Genomic DNA, 19,901 nt, shown 5'->3' with positions numbered 1-19,901 from the left:
CAGTCAATAAGTCATGACATTCCAGCAATTCCTGCTTATTCTCCGGGCACGCTACAAGGTAGTGGTCTTCACACTATTGATTATTGTGATCGCTACACTTGTGATCAGCCTGCTGTTGCCCAAGCAATATACTGCCAGCACCGCCGTAGTGGTTGATGTCAAGTCGCCTGATCCCCTGGCGGGAGTGGTTTTACCCGGCCTCGCGGCCCCTGGCTATATGGCTACGCAGATAGATATCATTAATAGTGACCGCGTAGCTCAGCGCGTCGTCAAGTTGCTTCGCATGGATGAGAGCCCTGTTATCCGCGAACAATGGATGGAAGCTACCAACGGTGAAGGCGAATTAACCGTCTGGCTGGCCGCTCTGATAAAGCAGAAACTTGACGTCAAACCTTCGCGCGAAAGCAATGTCATCAACATTGATTTCAGTGGCAGCGAACCTGGTTTTGCTGCGGCTGTGGCCAATGCCTTTGCGCAGGCTTACATCGACATCAATCTTGATTTAAAGGTCGAACCCGCCCGTCAATATGCTACGTGGTTTGAAGATCAGATCAAAATACTTCGCGATAAACTTGAAAAGGCTCAACAGGCGCTCTCCGCCTATCAGCAAAAAACAGGTATCGTCGCTACCGATGAACGCCTTGATTATGAAGTCGCGAAACTCAATGAACTTTCAACGCAGCTAACCATCGTGCAAGGACAGACTTCCGACAGTAGCAGTAAGCGCAAATCCACAGGCAATCCCGAAACGCTGACAGAGGTGATACAAAGCCCACTGATTAACACCATTAAATCGGATATCGCTCGTCTCGAGGCCAAGCTACAGGAAGGTAGTGTCAATCTTGGCAGGAATCACCCGCAAACCAAGCGTGCCCAATCCGAACTCGCATCGCTCAGGAGCAAGCTGGCTAGTGAGACACGACACATTCATGACAGCATCGGGACTTCCTTCCAAGTTGGCAAGCACAAGGAAAAGGAGTTGCTCGAAGCAATGGAGGTGCAAAAAAAACGTGTACTTGAGCTGAACGGGCAGCGTGATCAGATTAGCGTACTCCAGCGAGATGTCGAAGCTGCTCAACGCAACTTTGAAGGTGTCAGCCTGCGTTCTGCTCAAACCCGGCTTGAGAGTCATTCGGTCCAGACGAATATTGCAACACTCAATCCCGCCTCAGTCCCCACCGAACATTCTCGCCCCAGGATTCTTCTCAACGTACTGATTTCCGTTTTTCTTGGCACGCTACTTGGAGTAGGCCTCGCGTTGATACTTGAACTCGGCAATCGTCGCGTGCGTTCAGTAGAAGATCTCGCCGAGATTATTGATCTGCCAGTACTGGCAATGGTCCCATCCGCAGTTTCACCGTCGACTTTGCGCAGATTTCCCAAGAAACTTTCCCGTCAGAAAGTGTCCAGGCAGGTACTCGGAATTAAGGCCTCCTGATATCAATCGGAATGACTATGAAACCAGTGAGTACCAGCTTCTCCACTCTCAAGCGAAATCAGGCCACGAATTCCGCTGACCCGCTTGTTTATGGAAAGACCCCGCCCATTGGTAGCGGTGGCAGTGCGATTGGAACCATCCTTATTGAAAGTGGACGTCTGTCCGCAGAAAACGCCGAGCGTATCTCGCGGCTGCAAAGCGATCAGGGCAAGCGTTTTGGCGACCTCGCAATCGAATTGGGCCTGCTGACGGATGACGATATACGATTTGCCCTTTCCCGCCAGTTTGATGATCTTTATCTTCCTGCGGATGATACCAGTCTGAATCATCAGGTGGTAGCCGCCTATAAACCATTCAGCCCTGTTGTCGAGAAGCTGCGAGCGTTACGCAGCCAACTTATGCTTCGCTGGTTCAACGCCGAGACGCATCACAACGCTCTTGCCATTATGAGTTCTAGCGTCGGAGAGGGGCGAAGCTTTATTGCTGCTAATCTGGCCGTCGTTTTCTCGCAGCTTGGCGAGCGTACTTTGCTTATTGACGCCGACTTGCGGACGCCGTCCCAGCATGAACTATTCAAGCTCGGCAATACTATCGGCCTTTCAGGCATGCTTGCGGGTCGCATCGGTACCGAAGCGATTGCACGCATACCTACTCTACCGGAATTGTATGTGCTTCCGGCAGGGGCTGTGCCGCCGAATCCCCAAGAGTTGTTTGGCCGTGCTGGCTTTGCCGAACTGCTGAAATCACTGATCCGTGATTTTGATATTGTCATCCTGGATACACCGGCTGCAAATGAATACGCTGAAGCTCAAATGATCGCGGCCGGCTCCGGCTCGGCTCTCATACTCGCCCGTAAGAATCAAAGCTCGGTCTCGGAGATGATTAAATTAACCCGGAGCCTTCAGCAGACCCGTACTGCGCTGGTGGGTTCAGTACTTAATGATTTTTGAGCAAAGAAGAAGAATGGAATCGATGCCGGCGCCATATGTTCCGATAAATAATTTCAACCTGAATAGTGGCCCCCTGACGGCGTCGTTTACGGGCAGCTACGACGCTGGATTCACGAGATATCGCTCGTCGCCGAAACAACAATGAGTATGAATTCTCCAGCAACCTTTATCAGACAAGTGGGCCAGCCGAAAGGCTGGACCAATCCGCTGCTTGTCTGGCTACCGATTATTGCCGGATTAATAGTACTTTATTTACCCACCCTGGTTGATTTGTTTCGGGGAGTATGGGGTACCGATCAGCAAGCACACGGCCCCATTGTACTTGGTATTGCTTGTTGGCTTATATATCGCAAGTGGCCACAGATGTGGCAAGTCAGTGAAGGTCAGTCAGCTTCTGCAGCAGCCGGTTGGCCTGTCTTCATTTTTGGCCTGGTGCTTTATATTGTGGGTCGCTCACAAGATATTCTGGTTTTCGAGGTCGGTTCGGTCATCTGGCTGCTTGCCGCCATTCTCTTGTTCATGCGTGGCGTGGCTGCGCTTAAGGCGCTGTGGTTCCCGCTTTTCTTCATGCTTTTCATGGTTCCGCTGCCCGGTGCAGTAGTAGACGTATTGACTATGCCAATGAAAATGGCTGTCTCTTATGTAGCGGAAAATATTCTTTTCTGGGCGAATTATCCTGTTGCAAGGACTGGTGTCATTCTTCAGATCGGGCAGTATAAACTATTGGTGGCGGACGCCTGCGCGGGCCTGCATACCCTATTTACACTTGAAGCACTGGGACTTCTTTACCTTAACATTATTCGGCACGACTCGCTCTTCCGCAACATTGCCCTCGCTATCCTGATCGTGCCTATTTCCTTTACCGCCAACGTTATTCGTGTAATGGTATTGACATTGATTACCTATCACTTTGGCGATGAGGCCGGACAAGGCTTTTTGCACGGGTTTGCGGGCATGGTGCTATTTCTTAGTGCATTGTTATTGATTATTGGGGTGGACTCATTGCTGCAGTTGGGCGTCAAGCTGCGAAGTGCCCGTGATGGCGCGTTGAGAGGAGCGTGAAACGATGAATCTCTGGTTCAGAAATTTTGCTCTTCTGGTCTTGATGCTCGCCGCCTCCGGTCTCGCGCTGGCTCTGCGCCCAACCCACAAGATCGCTGAACAAGGGCCGGCCATCGATCTGGAAACAATAATACCGCACCGCTTTGGTGAGTGGTACGAAGATCAGAAGCATTTAATTCAGATGGTTGATCCACAGCAAAAAGAACTCATAGATAAAATCTACACCCAGACCCTTAGCCGCACTTACGTGAATGCCAACGGCTATCGGATCATGCTTGCAATAGCCTATGGCGATAATCAGAGAGACTCCATGCAAATGCACTACCCTGAAGTGTGCTATCCCGCGCAAGGATTTTCGCTTCAGTCAAAGCAAACAGGCGGCTTGGCAACTTCGGCCGGTTCAATTCCAGTCACCCGGATCTTGACCAATCTGGGACAACGCAATGAGCCGGTTACGTATTGGACCACGGTAGGCGATCGTGTGTTTCGGGGGGGAATCCAGAAGAAACTAGCCGAGATGAGTTACGGCCTGAACGGAAAAATTCCCGATGGTATGCTGATTCGTATTTCTTCCATCGACGCTGAAGCTACTAATGCATATAAGATGCAGACTCAGTTTGCCGATCAAATGCTTAATGCTTTAACACCCGAGTACCGCAAAAAGCTAAACGGTAATCTTTCACTCAACTGATCCAATGAAGAAAACTGCACTTCTCACCGGCATAACTGGCCAGGATGGCGCTTATCTTGCTGATTTCCTTCTTAAGAAGGGTTACATCGTGCATGGTATCAAACGCCGTTCCTCGTTATTCAATACTGACCGGATCGACCACCTTTACCAAGATCCGCATGTTTCCCAACGCAACTTTGTTTTGCACTATGGCGATCTGACGGATTCGACGAATCTTATTCGCATTATCCAGCAGGTGCAGCCCGACGAAATTTATAATCTTGCTGCCATGAGTCATGTTGCGGTCAGCTTCGAGACTCCGGAATATACGGCCAATGCCGATGGTATCGGCACGTTGCGAGTTCTGGAGGCCATCCGTATTTTGGGGCTTGAAAAGAAAGTCCGCTTCTATCAGGCCAGCACGTCCGAACTATACGGCCTTGTGCAAGAGACTCCTCAGAAAGAAACAACCCCTTTCTATCCGCGCAGCCCCTATGCGGTTGCCAAGCTCTACGGCTACTGGATCACCGTCAATTACCGCGAGGCTTATGGCTTATACGCCTGCAACGGCATCCTTTTCAATCACGAGAGCCCTATTCGCGGCGAGACCTTTGTCACACGCAAGATTACCCGGGCGCTAACCCGCATCAAGCTTGGCTTGCAGGATTGCCTGTATCTCGGCAATCTGGATGCGCTGCGTGACTGGGGTCATGCTAGAGACTACGTTGAAGCACAATGGCTCATACTCCAGCAGGAAAAGCCTGAAGATTTTGTCATCGCCACCGGTGTGCAGCATACAGTTCGGGATTTCGTCAACCTCGCTGGCAGGGAGCTGGATATCAGCATCGACTGGCGAGGTCAGGGTGTCGGGGAAACCGGTACCGACCAACATGGCAAGGTCATCGTTAAAGTCGATCCGCGCTACTTCCGTCCTACCGAAGTGGAAACGCTCCTCGGCGATTCGACCAAGGCCAAAGAAAAACTTGGATGGGAGCCAAAAACCAGTTTTAAGGAGTTGGTTGCTGAGATGGTATGTGAGGACCTGAAAAGTGCCGAGCGAGATGAGCTGGTAAAGAAACATGGATTCGCTGCCTACGACTATCATGAGTAATAACCCGGTAGCCAGAAATGCCAGAATTTATATAGCCGGCCACCGTGGATTGGTTGGTTCTGCCATTGTTCGGAATCTTCAGGGCAAGGGCTACGATAACCTTCTCACCCGTACCCATACTGAGCTCGACCTGATTGATCCGGTCGCCACCGAGGCTTTTTTTGTACGGGAAAAACCCGATTATGTTTTTCTCGCCGCCGCCAAAGTTGGCGGTATTCTGGCTAACAATCTTTATCCGGCCAACTTCATTCGTGACAATCTCGTTATCCAGACCAACGTTATTCACGCCGCCTACAAAGCTCAGGTCAAGCGCCTCATGTTTTTAGGTTCAAGTTGCATCTACCCAAAACTGGCTCCGCAGCCGATGAAGGAGGAGTCCCTGCTGACTGGCCCGCTGGAGCCGACTAATCGGCCCTATGCTGTGGCCAAGATTGCGGGCATTGAAATGTGCTGGAGCTATAACCGGCAATACGGCACCAAATTTCTTGCCGTGATGCCGACAAACCTCTACGGACCCGGCGATAATTATGATCTGAACAATAGTCATGTAATTCCAGCATTGATTCGCAAATTCCATGAGGCCAAGCAGGCTGGCAGCAAGGAAGTGGTCGTATGGGGCACCGGTAATCCCAAAAGAGAATTTCTCTACAGTGATGATATGGCTGATGCGTGCGTCTTTCTCATGAATCTGCCGGATGAAGATTATGAAAGTCTTTTGGGTGATGATGAATCGAGGACGGGGAGATTTGAGCCGCCACTCGTGAATATCGGAGTGGGCGATGACCTCAACATCAAAACACTGGCTGAGATGGTGAAAAATACGGTGGGTTACACTGGCGAGATTGTGTTTGATACGAGTAAACCAGATGGAACGCCCAGGAAATTGATGGATGTTTCCCGATTACAACGTATTGGTTGGTCTAGCCAAACTTCTCTGGTTCAGGGACTAGGCCGTGCGTATGCAGACTTCCTTCGTGGCCAAAGCTCCGCTTGACCCTGTTAATAGGGATGATGCAACGATATCCCGGAGCACAGTTGCTCATCTTGCGCTCCGTGCTGCTAAGTGGAATTACATCGGTGTAGTATTTCGCGTTGTAATTCAATTGATTGCACAAATCGTACTGGCACGGTTCCTGGGGCCAGCCGAATTTGGTTATTACGCTCTGTGTTTTATGGTGGTTGGAGTGGGTTATCTCCTCGCCGAAATGGGTTTGAGTTCAGCGTTAATCCAGACACGATCGCTGACCAGCAACGACATTCAGCGTGTCTGGACACTGCTTGTGATAAGTGGTCTGCTGTGGGCAGGTTTGCTCGCCGCAGTCGCTGAGCAACTGGCGCTCCTGCTTGGCAACCCGGAAGCGGCAGCATATCTGAGATTTGCTGCCATTCCCCTTTTTCTTCAGGTTATTGCATCTGTTGCTCTTGCGTTATTGAGAAAATCACTCGATTTCAAACGTATTCAACTGGCGCAACTGACAGGAATGATTGTTGGCCAGGTTTTTGTCGGGTTTACCCTTGCCGTGATATTACATACCGCTTGGGCAATGCTTTGGGCCTGGTTAGTTCAGTTGTTGATTTCATGGATACTTATGTTCACTACAGTCAGGCATCGGCTTATCCCCGCTTGGCCCCAAGGCATAAATCATTTGTCCTGGTTTGGTGCGCGCGCCCTTACGACCAATATCGCTAACTGGCTGATAGAGAATCTCGACAATCTTTTGGTGGCGCGTTTCTTTGGTGCTCGTTCGCTGGGATTTTATGCCGTGAGCTACAACCTCGTCCGCTACCCAACCAATCATTTGGTAACGACCTTGCAATCGGTCCTTTTCCCCACCAGCGCCGCTATCCAGAATGATCCCAGTGCCTTGCGTGCGGCCTATCTTGCGACCCTGTCCCTCGTCGCCGTTGTCACGGTGCCTGTTTTTATTTCCGCTGCAATACTTGCAGAGCCTCTAATACTTGTCTTGTATGGTCAGGAATGGAAAGAGGCCATTGCAATGATGCAACCGCTCGCCCTAGCCATGCCTTTGCATGCGATGACAGCCGTATCCGGGCCCCTTTTGTGGGGGATGAACCGTGTGGGGACCGAATCCCTGCTTCAATGGTTCACAGTATTTTGTTTTCTTGGGTTGGTTATTGTTCTTGGTCTGGCTACACCTGTTCAGCTCGCCTGGGTGGTGTTTGGGGTCTACCTTATAAGGGCCTTTTTACTGGTGTTGACTGTTATGCGTATACTCGATTTGCGGCTGGGTGAAGTGATAGGTTGTTTTCGTGGACCTTTAGTTCTGGCTTGTGTCGCTGCAGGCAGCGCCGTCCTGGCGGTAGCATTTGCTAATGCGCATTACGCTCTAATTCAGATTGGACTTGCTATAGTCATCGCGGGTTCGCTTTCCTTTGCGTTGTTTTGGCTGGCTCCCGGGTGGGTGCTGGCTCCAGGCCTCGCCAGGGTGTTGCGCCGGTTTTCCGGCCGCCTTCCGCAATCTGTCGCGTCACGCATAGAGGCCATTATGCGTGAGAACGAGCATCGGACAAACAGAGAACAGAGATGAGGATTGGTATTATCAGTCCAGTAGCAACAGCAGATGTACGGCATCTTCTTGATGTTGGCGACGTCATGCCCTTGCCACCGGGCTACCCTGGCGCACCTTTTATCGCTACACTTATCACCACATATCTGGGAATGGGTCACGACGTCGTTGCATTTACTTCGGACCGCAGCCTTCATCCATCGAATGATCCTCAATACCTGGATGGACCAGGTTTCCGCCTGTGGCTTTGTCCGGCCCGGCCAAATGGAACGTTTCCTCGCCACGGGCGACTGGGACGAATCTGTGATTTCTTCTCCCTCGAGCGTCAGAAACTGGCACTGGCGGTCGCGCAGGAAAAGATCGATATTCTCCATGCACACTGGACTTACGAATTTGCAATGGTAGCTCAAGAATCGGGTATTCCTGCCATTGCCACAATGCATGACGTGCCTGAAGACATTTTACGTTTTACCTTGAGTCCCTATTATTTCGGCCGCTACCTGATGGCTCGGAAAATACTGGCAAGAAACCTGCCATTAACCGTTGTTTCCGGTTATCTGGCAGACAGGTTGGCACAAAAAGGTATCAGTCCGGCAGACGTGATTGCAAATCCTTTGCCAGTCTGGCTCAAGGATCTTGAACCGGTGCGGGGAGGATTTCCTGTCAATGGACGGTTTCCGGTTATATCAATGGTCGCAGGATATTGGAACGGGTTTAAAAATCCACTGCCGGGAATAAAAGCCTTTGCGAATATTCGACAAACAACCGGGCAAGCCCCCGAGCTGCATTTGTATGGCCCGGACTTTGGCCCTAATGGGAAGGCCGAGAAATATATACGGGCGGCGGGTGTGCGCCTCGATGGCATAAAATTACGGGGCGGCGTGCCACATCGCAAGCTATTGGAAGAGTTGTCCGGCTCTGATGCATTGGTGCATACAGCTATTACTGAGTCGTTCGGCATGGCTGTGGCTGAAGCCATGGCGCTGGGAGTACCGATTATCGGCGGAATCCGGTCCGGCGCGATACCCTGGTTGCTGGAGCATGGCGCAGCAGGCCAATTGGTGGATGTGATGGATGTCGCTGCGGTCGAGACAGCGATACTTCGAGTACTGCAAAGGCCCGATGAGGTAAGAGTTCTTGCCAGTCATGCTCAAAAGCGGATATGGCAGATTGCCAGTCCCGAAGCAATAGCCGGGCAGTATCTCAATGCTTATCACCGCGTGCTTCAATAACCTTATCCTGCCACATCAGATACATATTAGGAGCATAGCGTAGTTTTCGCAGGATGATTTCTCTCCAGACTTGCGGACATGTAGCCAAAAAGAAATTATGGGTGAACAGCTATTGTGCGGCAATCTTGATTTACTTGATGAGAACGTGACAACGGGAAATACGATATGGGATTAAGGCAAGAGCTCCGAAGTTTACTGCGGAAGGTGGGATATGACGTATCTCGATTTGATCCGGCTTCCCATTCGTTGGCACGGAGAAAAAAATTATTGGAGACCTATGCAATAGATACCGTCCTGGATGTGGGTGCCAATATCGGTCAGTTTGCCAGAGAGCTGAGAAGAGACTTGGAATTTTCCGGGAAGATCATATCCTTCGAGCCACAGAGTTCAGCATTTGAAACGCTGAAGAAAAATGCGGTACGCGATTCAAGATGGGAGGTGAACAATTTTGCTCTAGGGGATGAAGATGGAACGGCGGATATTAATATTGCCGGGAATTCATACAGCAGTTCACTTTTCAATATGTTGCCTTCGCATCTGAAATCAGCCCCCAGTTCAGGATATATCGGGCGCGAAACCATTTGCATCAAGACCCTGGATTCCGTGATTGATAGCTATTGTTCATTGAAAAACAATATCTATCTCAAGATCGACACGCAAGGATTTGAGCATAAGGTAATAAAAGGGGCAGATAAGTCTCTCGACCGCATATGCATGATTCAATTGGAAATGTCATTGGTTCCGCTATACCAGGGGCAGATACTTTTTAATGATTTGAATAGTCTTCTTACAGAAAAGGGTTACAAGCTCGTATCTATAGAGCATGGGTTTTCAGATAGGGATTCCGGTCATCTGCTACAGGTTGACGGCGTTTATCATCGTAGCTGAAATCCCCCCTGGCAGAAGATCGCAGCGAAATATTTAGTGGCATACGAACTACCAGTTTGCTCCATCCAGATACATCCAGCCAAAGGTTCCATTAAATACCGGTATGGTTGAAACAATCCTGATCTTCTCAAGTTTCGTGCTCGCGGCAGGCTCGATTTTGAGTTTCTTTTCCCTGCAACGAGGGGTCGGATACCTCGGACGCACCCGCTTAGCCTATTTACTGGTTTGGATGATCGGTCTTGGCGGCACCCTCCTGTTTGCGGTTATTCGAATTGGCGGGGGGGAATATGATCCTGTGATTGGCGAAACGGGTGGAGGTGGATTCATTGCTATCGGGGCGATTTGGTTCAAGCGGATAGTGACGGCGCTCTCATTGGTGACGGCCGTTGGTGTGATCGCGCATTTTTCAACTGGAAAAGACCGAGTGCTCAAAACCGGCACTGGTTTGATCAGTGCATACTTTATCTTTATCATCGCGAGTTTTGTACTGAGTTCACTCTTTGGCACAGTGCCGGCATTTGTTCCCCAGTTGTTTTACGGTCCCATAATGCTGTTGGCGTTATTCATGCTTAACGATATACCGCTCAAGGGATTCGTTTACCATTTAAAACTGGTGATTGGAGTTGTATTGGTGGGGAGCTTGCTGCTATGTGTAAAACCGGACTGGGCATTTTCTTATACTGCACAAGGGATCCTGATTCCAGGATTATCGGGGCGGCTTGCCGGGTTGACGGCGCATCCAAATCAGCTGGGACCGCTCGCTGTCATTTATTTGTTGCTTGAATGGTATCAACCATCTCGAGCCGGCGTCCGTATCTTTTTCTTAGGAGCAGCTTTACTGACGCTGCTGCTTGCGCAGTCCAAAACAGCCTGGATTGCCGCGATAGTAGCAGTAGGCGTTCTGGCCGCTTACTATCTGATTTCGTCACGTTTCCTGTCCGAGAAAGGCTCATCAGAAATGCGATTCCGGGCTGCATTAATATTGTCGGTAGCAGGCGTATTCTCCGTTATTGCGTTTGCCGGAGTGCTCTTCTCGGATGAGTTATTGATCAGATCGAGTTTCCGTTATTCCGCACTGGCATCGTTGTCTACCTTTACCGGAAGGACCGAGATTTGGGAGATAACGCTCCAGCTTTGGGAAAGGAACCCGTGGTTTGGTTATGGGCCCACTTTGTGGGGACAGGAGTTTAGAGCGAAGTTTCTGATGCTCTATGTGGGTCAAGCGCATAATCAGGTAATTCAAACGCTGGGTGATTCCGGTTTAGTGGGTCTTGCCGGCCTCCTCATCTATTTGGGTACCCTGGTTGTATATGCGATACGGACAGCGTCGTATACGCGAGGGATATCTCTTGCGCTGGTTTCCTTCTTGTTGCTCAGATGTGGAACCGAAACCCCTATTAGGACTCTCGCGGTTATTGATGCAACGTTTTTTATGCATTTCATGATTTTTGGATTTCTGCTTTTTGCCGCGAACGATTCCTTATCAGATTCCAGGCATCGCTAAATTATGAAAGTCGCCGCAATACTCACTTGCCATAATCGCCGTGAAAGCACGCTAGCTTGTTTGGAAGCGCTTTATTCGCTGGATAAACCATCTGACTGGGAGCTGACCGTTTATCTTACGGACGATGGCAGCAGCGATGGCACGTATGAAATTGTTCAAGAGTTTTATCCAGAAGTTTTTATTACGCGAACTGACGGAAACGCATACTGGAACGGAGGCATGTATATATCGTTTGAAAAGGCCCTCCAAGGTGGTCATGATCGATTTCTGTGGCTTAACGACGATACGCATCTGGTAAAGGACACATTGCTCAGGCTTGAACACACGCTCAATACAAGGAGTGCAATAAGTGGTGAATATGCTATCGTCGTGGGAACTGTTCAAGATCGCAAGAGGGAAAAGGTAACCTATGGTGGGGTCGTGTTTTCTTCCTGGTGGAAACGCACGACCCCGCAACTGGTGTATTCAGAGACCGAAGCTGTTGCATGCGAGACGGTAAACGGCAATTGCGTATGGATTCCAGTGGCAGTTGCTTCCGTGGTGGGAAATCTGGACACCATATTCGTTCATGGACTTGGCGATTTTGACTATGGTCTTCGTGCCCGGAAGGCGGGTATTGCACTCTGGGTTGCACCTGGATTCGTCGGGGTCTGCGATAGAAATAGAATTGAAGGAACGTTTATGGATAGGAATTTACCTCTCAGAAAACGACTGAAGATTATTTTAGGCCCGAAAGGGCGGCCGCCCCACGCATGGGCGGTTTTTACACGTCGGCATTGCGGTCCTGCGTGGGTATTTTACTGGTTCTTTCCCTACGTCCGGGTTTTCGCGACGTGGAGCATTGCCTGGTTATCCCGGACATTATTTCGAAGGAGAACGATATGACACACCATGTAAATGGAAAATTCTGGCTAGCCGGATTCAAAGTCAAAGCGGCGTATATGATTCTCCTGATGGGTTTAGCTGGCGTTCTGTCATCAGGGGGTGCGGTCGCGGCAGAAAATACAGTTCCCGCAAAGGAAATTGATCGAAAATTTTTTGGAATGCATATCCATCATCTTGATGTGCCATATCCGAAGGGGCAGCGCTCAGGGTGGCCCTTCATACCCTTTGGCTCCTGGAGATTATGGTGGACCTATACGAATTGGTACGAGCTTGAACCAGCTAAAGGTAAATGGGATTTTTCTCGGCTCGATCGGTATGTCGAACTTGCGGAAAAACATGATGTTGACGTGATGCTGACTCTCGGGCGTACGCCTCAATGGGCTTCATCACGGCCAAAAGAGCCATGCGGGCAGGGTCTTGGTTGTGCCGCCGAGCCGAGTGATTTGAACGACTGGGCCGATTACGTTCGTACCGTAGCAAGCCGGTATAAGGGACGTATTTCCGTGTACGAAATCTGGAACGAACCCGCTTTCTCAGAAGTGGAAGCAACATTCCGGGACGGAAGAGCCGCGCAGTCCTACTCGGGTTCTGCGGCAAAGATGGTTGAACTGGCTAAAGTCGCCTACACAACGCTCAAAGAGGTTGATCCGGCAATTACGGTGGTTTCGCCTTCTGTCACAATTGAGGGCAATGGCTTGAAACGACTTGAAGCATTTCTCAAACTAGGGGGCGGACGCTGGGCCGATGCTATCGGATTCCACTTTTACGTAGCGCCTCCGGAAGTAATAGCTGATGTGGCTTCACGCCTGCGCACCTTGCTGAATACCTATGATTTGTCGAATAAGCCAATCTGGAATACAGAAATGGGCTACCAGTTTGCACGAGCGGACCTGGGTATTCAATCACAAGCGCCTAAAGGCCGCTGGCAGGATATTCTTGATCACGAGCAGGGAGCCGGTTATGTAGCGCGTGCGCTGATTCTTTCTGCGGGCAGCGGTATTCAGCGAGTGTACTGGTTCAATTGGGATGGGGAGCCGCCTCATCCGACAATGGGGCTGGCTGGATCTGCGGGACACAGCCCAACTACTATGAGCATCGCGTACAATAAAGTATTCAATTGGCTGGTGGGCAGCCGGCTCACCGGATGTACACGCAGTTCCCTGGAAGTATGGTCGTGTGGGATTGAACGAGGTTCCCGGCGTGGTGTGCTGGTTTGGTCGGAGAAAGTGGGAGGCGAGTGGAATCCTTCGCCCTTCCGGGCAGTGGCATTTGAGCAGATCGGCCGGGCCGATGCTGCGATTGATCCGGGCCAGAAAATTCCCATTGGCCCAGTCCCGATATTGGTCAAAGCTGAGCCAGCGGCCTGGTAGAGTAGTCTTGGAGTTTTCCGGTTGTTGACTGCGGCGTTGAGCTTTACCAACTCGACGTCGCATTGATTCCATGAAGAAGCAGATCATGGTGCCGCAATGCACCTGTAAGATGTTACAGCTACTCATAAATAGCCCTTTGTTATTTAATGGTTAGCTGCATCCAGGGCTGAAAGGGAGCGGTTGAGCCCAGATAGTGGTAGTGGTGGGACACGCGGGCGCCCACTCAAGTTTATGGCCCCTGAACCGCGGACAAGTGATCCAAACTTAGCGATATACCGCCTACCGAATCGTAAATTAACGCGTTTTTGAATCGTCATCCCTGCAACAACAGTAAAAGTTCCTTAGGGATTTTTGACGTATTGCTCTCTTTTTATAGGATGTGGGTATGAAAAAAATTAAAGTAATTGTTGCCAATCTTGTCTTAGTATTCTTTTGCGGACCTGTTTCCGCAGATGTTGTCTTCGACGGCAGATTCAATGAAGGTAATTTTTCCCGCTATGCGGCGGTCGAAGCGAACGGTAAGGCCATTAATGCCGCTTTAACACCTTTTGGCATTCCGGGCCATTTAGAGCGTATGGTCGACCCGGCAGGATCCGGTAAAGTGGTGATGCGGGCAACACGGTGGTTCGGGGACGTATCGACGAGTGGCGGATTTCGCTCCGAAGTGAGCGCACCGAAGGATCCAATGGGCTCGGAGCGCTGGTACTCATGGAGTTATTTTTTGCCTGATTCATTGCGAAGCGTCAAAAACGAGATCGTTATCGCACAGATCCAAAGCCTTGTCGATGTGGGGGAGAGCAATCTGCGGTACCCTACGCTATCCCTCGTTGTCCAAGATGACAGGATAAAGCTTTCCAATTCATTTGATTACGATAGGATTACTTCTCCGCTGGGCACTTCTCCGAAACCGGGTATTGATTTTGAGCGCCGTGAGTTGGCGTCATGGACGCTTGACACAGAGAAATGGACTTCCCTGGATTTACATGTAAAGTGGGCTGCGGACAATACGGGTTTCCTTGAGTTCTGGAAGGATGGCGTGCTGCTTTTTCAGGAAGCGAATCATATCAATACCTTCAATGACGAGTTGGGGGTATGGTTTAAGACGGGTACCTATGTTTTTCCCACACAATCTACTTGGCCATCCGTCACGACATACTCCTCCGGGGTCAAGATCGGAGATGGAGGGGAAACGTTTCAATCCATGTCTATGTCCGTTGTTCCAGAGCCCAGTATCTATTTAATGATGATGGTCGGATTGTTTGGTGTCGGTCTCCGTGTATACGGCCGAGTTGGCCGGCAGGATAGGCTAGGCATATGAAAAGAATATATCTGGTTGCAGGGGCTCGTCCGAACTTTATGAAAATCGCCCCCATCGTGCGCGCTCTACAAGCGCATGGCGGCTTGGCGTTCAAGATCATCCATACCGGCCAGCACTATGATCGGGACATGAACGATGTATTTTTCGAGGAATTGGGCATTCCCCAACCGGATGTCTTCATGGCGGCTGGCGGCGGCAGTCACTCACAGCAGACAAGTAAGATCATGATCGCATTTGAGGAACTATGCCAGATTGAGCGACCTGACGCTGTTTTGGTGGTAGGGGATGTGAATTCGACTCTGGCTTGCTCGATTGCCGCCAAGAAGCTTGATATCCCGGTGGGTCATGTTGAAGCGGGTTTACGCAGCGGCGACATGACCATGCCGGAAGAAATTAACCGCTTGGTCACTGATAGTATTTCAGATTGGTTTTTTGTAACGGAGCCAAGTGGCATTGTACATCTGAAAAAAGAAGGCAAGCCGGACGCAGCGATTCATTATGTAGGGCATGTAATGGTCGATAACTTATTGTATCAAGCAGAAAAGCTGGTCAGTTCCGATGCCTTGAGTTTTGAAACAAATGGCGTCAAGGTAGCGCATCGAGTTAATGGTGGGCGGTATGGAGTGGTAACGCTACACCGGCCAGGCAATGTCGATAGCATTGAGGCCATGGCACGTATCGGAGAGGCGTTGAAGCAAATCGCCAATGAGCTGCCACTAATCTTTCCGGTACATCCGCGCACGCGAGGCAATCTGGAAAAGTTTGGAATCAATCTCGGGCCGAACATCACATTAATGGGACCACAAGCTTATATGGCCTTTCTCCATTTATGGAAGGATGCCGCCGTGGTGCTGACGGACAGCGGCGGCTTGCAGGAAGAAACCACCGCGCTTGGTGTGCCATGCATCACCATCCGTGAGAACACCGAGCGTCCCGTGACAGTGGAAGAGGGTTCCAACGTATTAGCCGGAACGGATCCCGCACGCATCGTTGTGGAAGTACGCAAGGTGCTGCGAGGCGAGGGCAAGCAAGGTCGCCGCCCGCATTTGTGGGATGGTAAAGCGGCAGAGCGGATTGTTGAGATACTCGCGAGGGAATTGTCATGAGCCGGCGTATCGAAATGATGGGTTGCCAAATCGATAATCTTTCGATGGAAGAAACGCTGCATACCATCGAGAAATTTATCCAAAGTGGGCGCCCTCATCAACATGTGGTGGTCAACGTCGACAAATTGGTTAAAGCCAGCCGCGATGTGGAGTTGCGCCGTATTATCAATGAGTGCCCGCTGATCAACGTGGATGGAATGCCGGTGGTATGGGCCTCGCGCTTGCTTGGCAAGCCGCTCAAAGAACGTGTAGCCGGGGTGGACTTGTTTGAGTCACTCATGAAGCGTTCGGCGGAGAAGGGTTGGCGCGTATATTTGCTTGGCGCCCGGGAGGAGGTAGTTTTGGGAGTAAAGCAGATTTATATGCGGAAATACCCTGGCTTGACCGTGGCTGGCTACCGCAATGGCTACTGGAAGCCGGAGGAGGAGGCCGAAGTAGTTGAGCAGATCAAGGCTGCGCAGGCTGATCTATTGTTTGTTGCCATCAGTTCTCCAATGAAGGAACATTTTCTGGGGCGCTATCAGGCGGAGATGAAAATTCCTTTTGCCATGGGTGTCGGTGGAACTTTCGATGTAGCGGTTGGCAAGGTCAAGCGCGCACCGGTTTGGATGCAGGGGGCGGGACTTGAGTGGTTTTATCGATTTCTGCAGGAACCTCGCCGCATGTTCAAGCGCTATTTTGTTGATGATATGTTTTTTTTCTGGTTGTTGTTGAAGGAATACGTGCGTCGATAACATTTGCGCCTGTCAACCACAGATAGAAACAAGTTTTGAACGGCTGTAATTTTTAATCGGGATTTCCATGGTATTTGTTACCGGCGGAGCGGGTTATATCGGTTCGCATACCTGCGTGGAATTATTGAACGCGGGCTTTGATATCACGGTATTTGACAATTTCTGCAATAGTCATCCCGAGGCATTGGCGCGGGTGGAACGTATTACCGGTAAAAAATTGAATCTGGTGCAAGGCGACAGCCGGGACCGTGCCGCACTGGTATCAGCCTTGCATGAGAGCGGCGCGAACGCGGTCATTCACTTCGCCGGTCTCAAGGCAGTGGGGGAGTCGGTTAAGCAGCCGCTGGCATACTATGATAATAATGTTGTTGGCACCCTTCGTCTGCTGGAGGCAATGGACGAGTGCGGTTTGCGAACCCTGGTATTTAGTTCTTCTGCTACGGTTTATGGTGATCCGCAATGGCTGCCGCTAACTGAAAACCACCCGCTCTCCGCCACCAACCCATATGGACGCACCAAGCTGATGGTCGAGGAAATTTTGCGCGACCTGCATCGCAGCGATTCCTCCTGGCGCTGCGGAATCCTGCGTTATTTCAACCCGGTGGGTGCACATGCGAGCGGCTTGATCGGAGAAGACCCGCAGGGTATTCCCGACAATTTGATGCCTTTCGTCGCCCAAGTGGCGGTGGGGCGAAGAGAATTCCTCAACGTATGGGGTGATGATTACCCAACGCCGGATGGTACCGGGGTACGAGATTATATCCATGTCGTGGATCTGGCATTAGGTCACATCAGGGCCCTGGAAGCTCTGGACGTTCTGGAGCGGCAAGGGCAGGGTGGGTGTATGACCGTGAATCTCGGCACGGGCACGGGATATAGTGTGTTGGATATGGTGCGTGCTTTTGAACAAGCAAGTGGACAATCGGTACCCTACAGGATCGCTCCCCGGCGTCCTGGCGATGTCGCCTCCTGTTACGCTGATCCAGCGCTTGCGTTGAATTTACTAGGTTGGCGGGCGGGGCTTGGATTGGACGCGATGTGCGCGGACGCCTGGCGCTGGCAGAAGGCTAATCCCGAAGGATATGGAAATTGAATCAAGGGCAAACAGGAGGGGCGGCGGGGGAGTTCTTGTACTCGACACACCGGGATTAAACCCCTCAAGAACTTGGTTGCATGGAAGAGATTTCTGATGAAGAAAAGATGAATTTAGCCGATAGCATATATTATTCAAACTGGGAATTTTCATGTCATTATTAATTCCGGTTGTGCTTTCCGGAGGTTCGGGCACACGCTTGTGGCCACTCTCACGTGAAAAATACCCCAAGCAGCTTTTGCCCCTGATTGGGGACGACTCCTTATTGCAGGCTACCGTGCGTCGCATGGAAGGATTGGCGGACATAGAACTCGGGGCGCCATTGGTGGTTTGCAATGAAGAATACCGCTTCGTAATCGCGGAGCAACTACGGTTGATAGGCAAGAAAGGCTCGATCCTGCTTGAGCCTGCGGGACGAAACACGGCACCTGCCCTGACTTTGGCTGCCTTGGCGGTAACGCGTGAAGGGGCTGATCCGATTTTGCTGGTCATGCCTGCCGATCATGTCATCTCGGATACAAAACGTTTTCAGTCGGCGGTCCGTAAAGGTGTGACGCTTGCCGATGAAGGCGCAGTGGTCACTTTTGGCATCAAGCCGGATTCTCCCGAAACGGGTTACGGCTATATCCAGTCCGGCGAGCCCATTGACCAGGATGGAACCTGTCGCATAGCGCGCTTCGTGGAGAAGCCCGACCTTGCCACGGCAGAGGCTTATCTTGATGCCGGGTTTTATTTCTGGAATAGCGGCTTATTCATGTTGCGAGCCTCGGTATGGCTCTCGGCCATCGGTTTCTGCCGGCCGGATATTCTGGCGGCGTGCCGTGCGGCTTGGGATCAGGGTGCAATCGATGGCGATTTTTTGCGTGTAAGCAGAGAGGCGTTTATACAGTGCCCGAGTGATTCGATCGACTATGCGGTCATGGAGCGCATTGCTGCCGGTGATGGTTCGCTGCCTATCGGCGCGGTCATCCCGCTCTCGGCCGGCTGGTCCGATGTGGGTGCGTGGGATTCCTTGTGGGAAGTACTGCCGAAAGACCAATGGGGCAATGTATCTCAAGGCGACGTGATGTTACATGACTGTCATAATATGCTGGTCATGTCGGGAGACCGGCTGGTGGCATGCGTGGGGGTGGACGATATGGTTGTAGTCGAAACGCCGGACGCCATCCTTGTTGCCCATATGAGCAGGACGCAGGATGTGAAGAAAATTGTCGATAACCTTAAACGCGAGGGACGGCCCGAGGGACAAGTGCACCGCAAGGTGTTTCGTCCATGGGGGTGGTATGATGGTGTGGATGCTGGCGAGCGTTTCCAGGTAAAGCGCATTGTCGTTAAACCGGGCGCCGCTCTATCACTGCAAATGCATCATCACCGCGCGGAACATTGGATCGTCGTGCGCGGCACGGCACAGGTGACACGCGGAGACACAAGCTACCTGGTATCGGAAAATGAGTCCACCTTCATTCCGCTGGGTACTCGCCACCGCTTGGAAAACCCCGGCTGTGTGCCTCTTGAGATGATCGAGGTGCAATCGGGTTCGTATCTGGGCGAAGATGATATTGTGCGCTTTGAAGATGTTTACGGGCGGAAAGAAGGGTGACAGATAAGTTTCATCTGATGAGCGGATGCCATCAGTGGAGAGCACCGAGTTAACCATTGTGCGTGTGGTCGCATTTGAATGAAGATAGAAAAACCATAGCAGTGGACGCTGAGATACTGTTGGTGCTCCCCGGTAAACATCCCTATCGCGCTCCTCCCAAAAACCGCCATTCAGGCTTCCCATTCCCCAGCATGCTGGTATGCGCGAGCACGCAATACACAGTTTATAAAAACTGACACGGTGACAAGAACTTACTATTCCAGATTCGGGTAGTTGACCGCCTGGAATGGAATAACCATACCGCGTCGTTGCACCTTGCCCTGTACCCAAACCGCACACTAACTTCCAATCCATCCAACTGCCGGATATAGGATTATAAGGCGCTTGCCTTAGACTCCCAAAGTCATAAACG

At 51.0% G+C, this 19,901-nt stretch carries 17 protein-coding genes; all 17 read left to right on the top strand.

The window, feature by feature from the left end:
• Positions 1–13 precede the first annotated feature (13 nt).
• The 17 genes from epsF (at position 14) to BLR00_RS01400 (ending at position 19,489) form a co-directional block, all read left to right on the top strand.
• Positions 14–1,438, top strand: a complete 1,425-nt coding sequence (gene epsF, locus BLR00_RS01480; RefSeq protein ID WP_074630483.1) for a chain length determinant protein EpsF — start codon at positions 14–16, stop codon at positions 1,436–1,438.
• Between the two features lie 17 nt (positions 1,439–1,455).
• The gene (epsG, locus tag BLR00_RS01475; protein ID WP_217628053.1) at positions 1,456–2,388 is read left to right on the top strand and encodes a chain length determinant protein tyrosine kinase EpsG; all 933 of its coding nucleotides are present in this window, start codon (positions 1,456–1,458) and stop codon (positions 2,386–2,388) included.
• 141 nt (positions 2,389–2,529) lie between these two features.
• The gene (xrtB, locus tag BLR00_RS01470; RefSeq protein WP_371130364.1) at positions 2,530–3,450 is read left to right on the top strand and encodes an exosortase B; all 921 of its coding nucleotides are present in this window, start codon (positions 2,530–2,532) and stop codon (positions 3,448–3,450) included.
• 4 nt (positions 3,451–3,454) lie between these two features.
• Positions 3,455–4,141, top strand: a complete 687-nt coding sequence (gene epsI, locus BLR00_RS01465; RefSeq protein ID WP_074630482.1) for an exosortase-associated protein EpsI, B-type — start codon at positions 3,455–3,457, stop codon at positions 4,139–4,141.
• Positions 4,142–4,145: 4 nt separating this feature from the next.
• The gene (gene gmd / locus BLR00_RS01460) at positions 4,146–5,231 is read left to right on the top strand and encodes a GDP-mannose 4,6-dehydratase (RefSeq protein WP_074630481.1); all 1,086 of its coding nucleotides are present in this window, start codon (positions 4,146–4,148) and stop codon (positions 5,229–5,231) included.
• The gene (locus BLR00_RS01455) at positions 5,224–6,225 is read left to right on the top strand and encodes a GDP-L-fucose synthase family protein (RefSeq protein WP_074630480.1); all 1,002 of its coding nucleotides are present in this window, start codon (positions 5,224–5,226) and stop codon (positions 6,223–6,225) included. The genes gmd and BLR00_RS01455 overlap by 8 nt, the downstream gene beginning before the upstream one ends.
• Positions 6,206–7,780, top strand: a complete 1,575-nt coding sequence (locus tag BLR00_RS01450) for an oligosaccharide flippase family protein (RefSeq protein WP_218124301.1) — start codon at positions 6,206–6,208, stop codon at positions 7,778–7,780. The genes BLR00_RS01455 and BLR00_RS01450 overlap by 20 nt, the downstream gene beginning before the upstream one ends.
• The gene (locus BLR00_RS01445) at positions 7,777–8,991 is read left to right on the top strand and encodes a glycosyltransferase family 4 protein (protein ID WP_074630478.1); all 1,215 of its coding nucleotides are present in this window, start codon (positions 7,777–7,779) and stop codon (positions 8,989–8,991) included. Before BLR00_RS01450 ends, BLR00_RS01445 begins: the two co-directional genes overlap by 4 nt.
• 267 nt (positions 8,992–9,258) lie before the next feature.
• Positions 9,259–9,879: an FkbM family methyltransferase gene (locus tag BLR00_RS01440; RefSeq protein ID WP_256324020.1), complete on the top strand. Its 621-nt coding sequence runs from the start codon at positions 9,259–9,261 to the stop codon at positions 9,877–9,879.
• 103 nt (positions 9,880–9,982) lie between these two features.
• On the top strand, positions 9,983–11,383 hold the full coding sequence (locus BLR00_RS01435; protein ID WP_074630476.1) for an O-antigen ligase family protein: 1,401 nt from the start codon (positions 9,983–9,985) through the stop codon (positions 11,381–11,383).
• Between the two features lie 3 nt (positions 11,384–11,386).
• Positions 11,387–12,268: a glycosyltransferase family 2 protein gene (locus BLR00_RS01430; protein WP_217628054.1), complete on the top strand. Its 882-nt coding sequence runs from the start codon at positions 11,387–11,389 to the stop codon at positions 12,266–12,268.
• Positions 12,265–13,638, top strand: coding sequence for an endo-1,4-beta-xylanase (locus tag BLR00_RS01425; protein ID WP_074630474.1), 1,374 nt, complete (start codon positions 12,265–12,267; stop codon positions 13,636–13,638). The genes BLR00_RS01430 and BLR00_RS01425 overlap by 4 nt, the downstream gene beginning before the upstream one ends.
• A 385-nt stretch (positions 13,639–14,023) precedes the next feature.
• On the top strand, positions 14,024–14,956 hold the full coding sequence (locus BLR00_RS01420; protein WP_074630473.1) for a heparin lyase I family protein: 933 nt from the start codon (positions 14,024–14,026) through the stop codon (positions 14,954–14,956).
• Positions 14,953–16,062, top strand: coding sequence for a non-hydrolyzing UDP-N-acetylglucosamine 2-epimerase (gene wecB / locus BLR00_RS01415; RefSeq protein ID WP_074630472.1), 1,110 nt, complete (start codon positions 14,953–14,955; stop codon positions 16,060–16,062). Before BLR00_RS01420 ends, wecB begins: the two co-directional genes overlap by 4 nt.
• The gene (locus BLR00_RS01410; RefSeq protein ID WP_074630471.1) at positions 16,059–16,796 is read left to right on the top strand and encodes a WecB/TagA/CpsF family glycosyltransferase; all 738 of its coding nucleotides are present in this window, start codon (positions 16,059–16,061) and stop codon (positions 16,794–16,796) included. Before wecB ends, BLR00_RS01410 begins: the two co-directional genes overlap by 4 nt.
• Before the next feature lie 67 nt (positions 16,797–16,863).
• Positions 16,864–17,889, top strand: a complete 1,026-nt coding sequence (gene galE, locus BLR00_RS01405; RefSeq protein ID WP_074630470.1) for a UDP-glucose 4-epimerase GalE — start codon at positions 16,864–16,866, stop codon at positions 17,887–17,889.
• 151 nt (positions 17,890–18,040) lie between these two features.
• A complete protein-coding gene (locus BLR00_RS01400) occupies positions 18,041–19,489 on the top strand; it encodes a mannose-1-phosphate guanylyltransferase/mannose-6-phosphate isomerase (RefSeq protein ID WP_074630469.1) in 1,449 nt (482 codons plus the stop codon).
• Positions 19,490–19,901 lie beyond the last annotated feature (412 nt).

The organism is Nitrosospira multiformis, assembly GCF_900103165.1.
Classification (GTDB): domain Bacteria; phylum Pseudomonadota; class Gammaproteobacteria; order Burkholderiales; family Nitrosomonadaceae; genus Nitrosospira; species Nitrosospira multiformis_D.
Note: the sequence above shows the minus strand (reverse complement) of the source record. Positions and strands in the feature narration are given on the sequence as shown.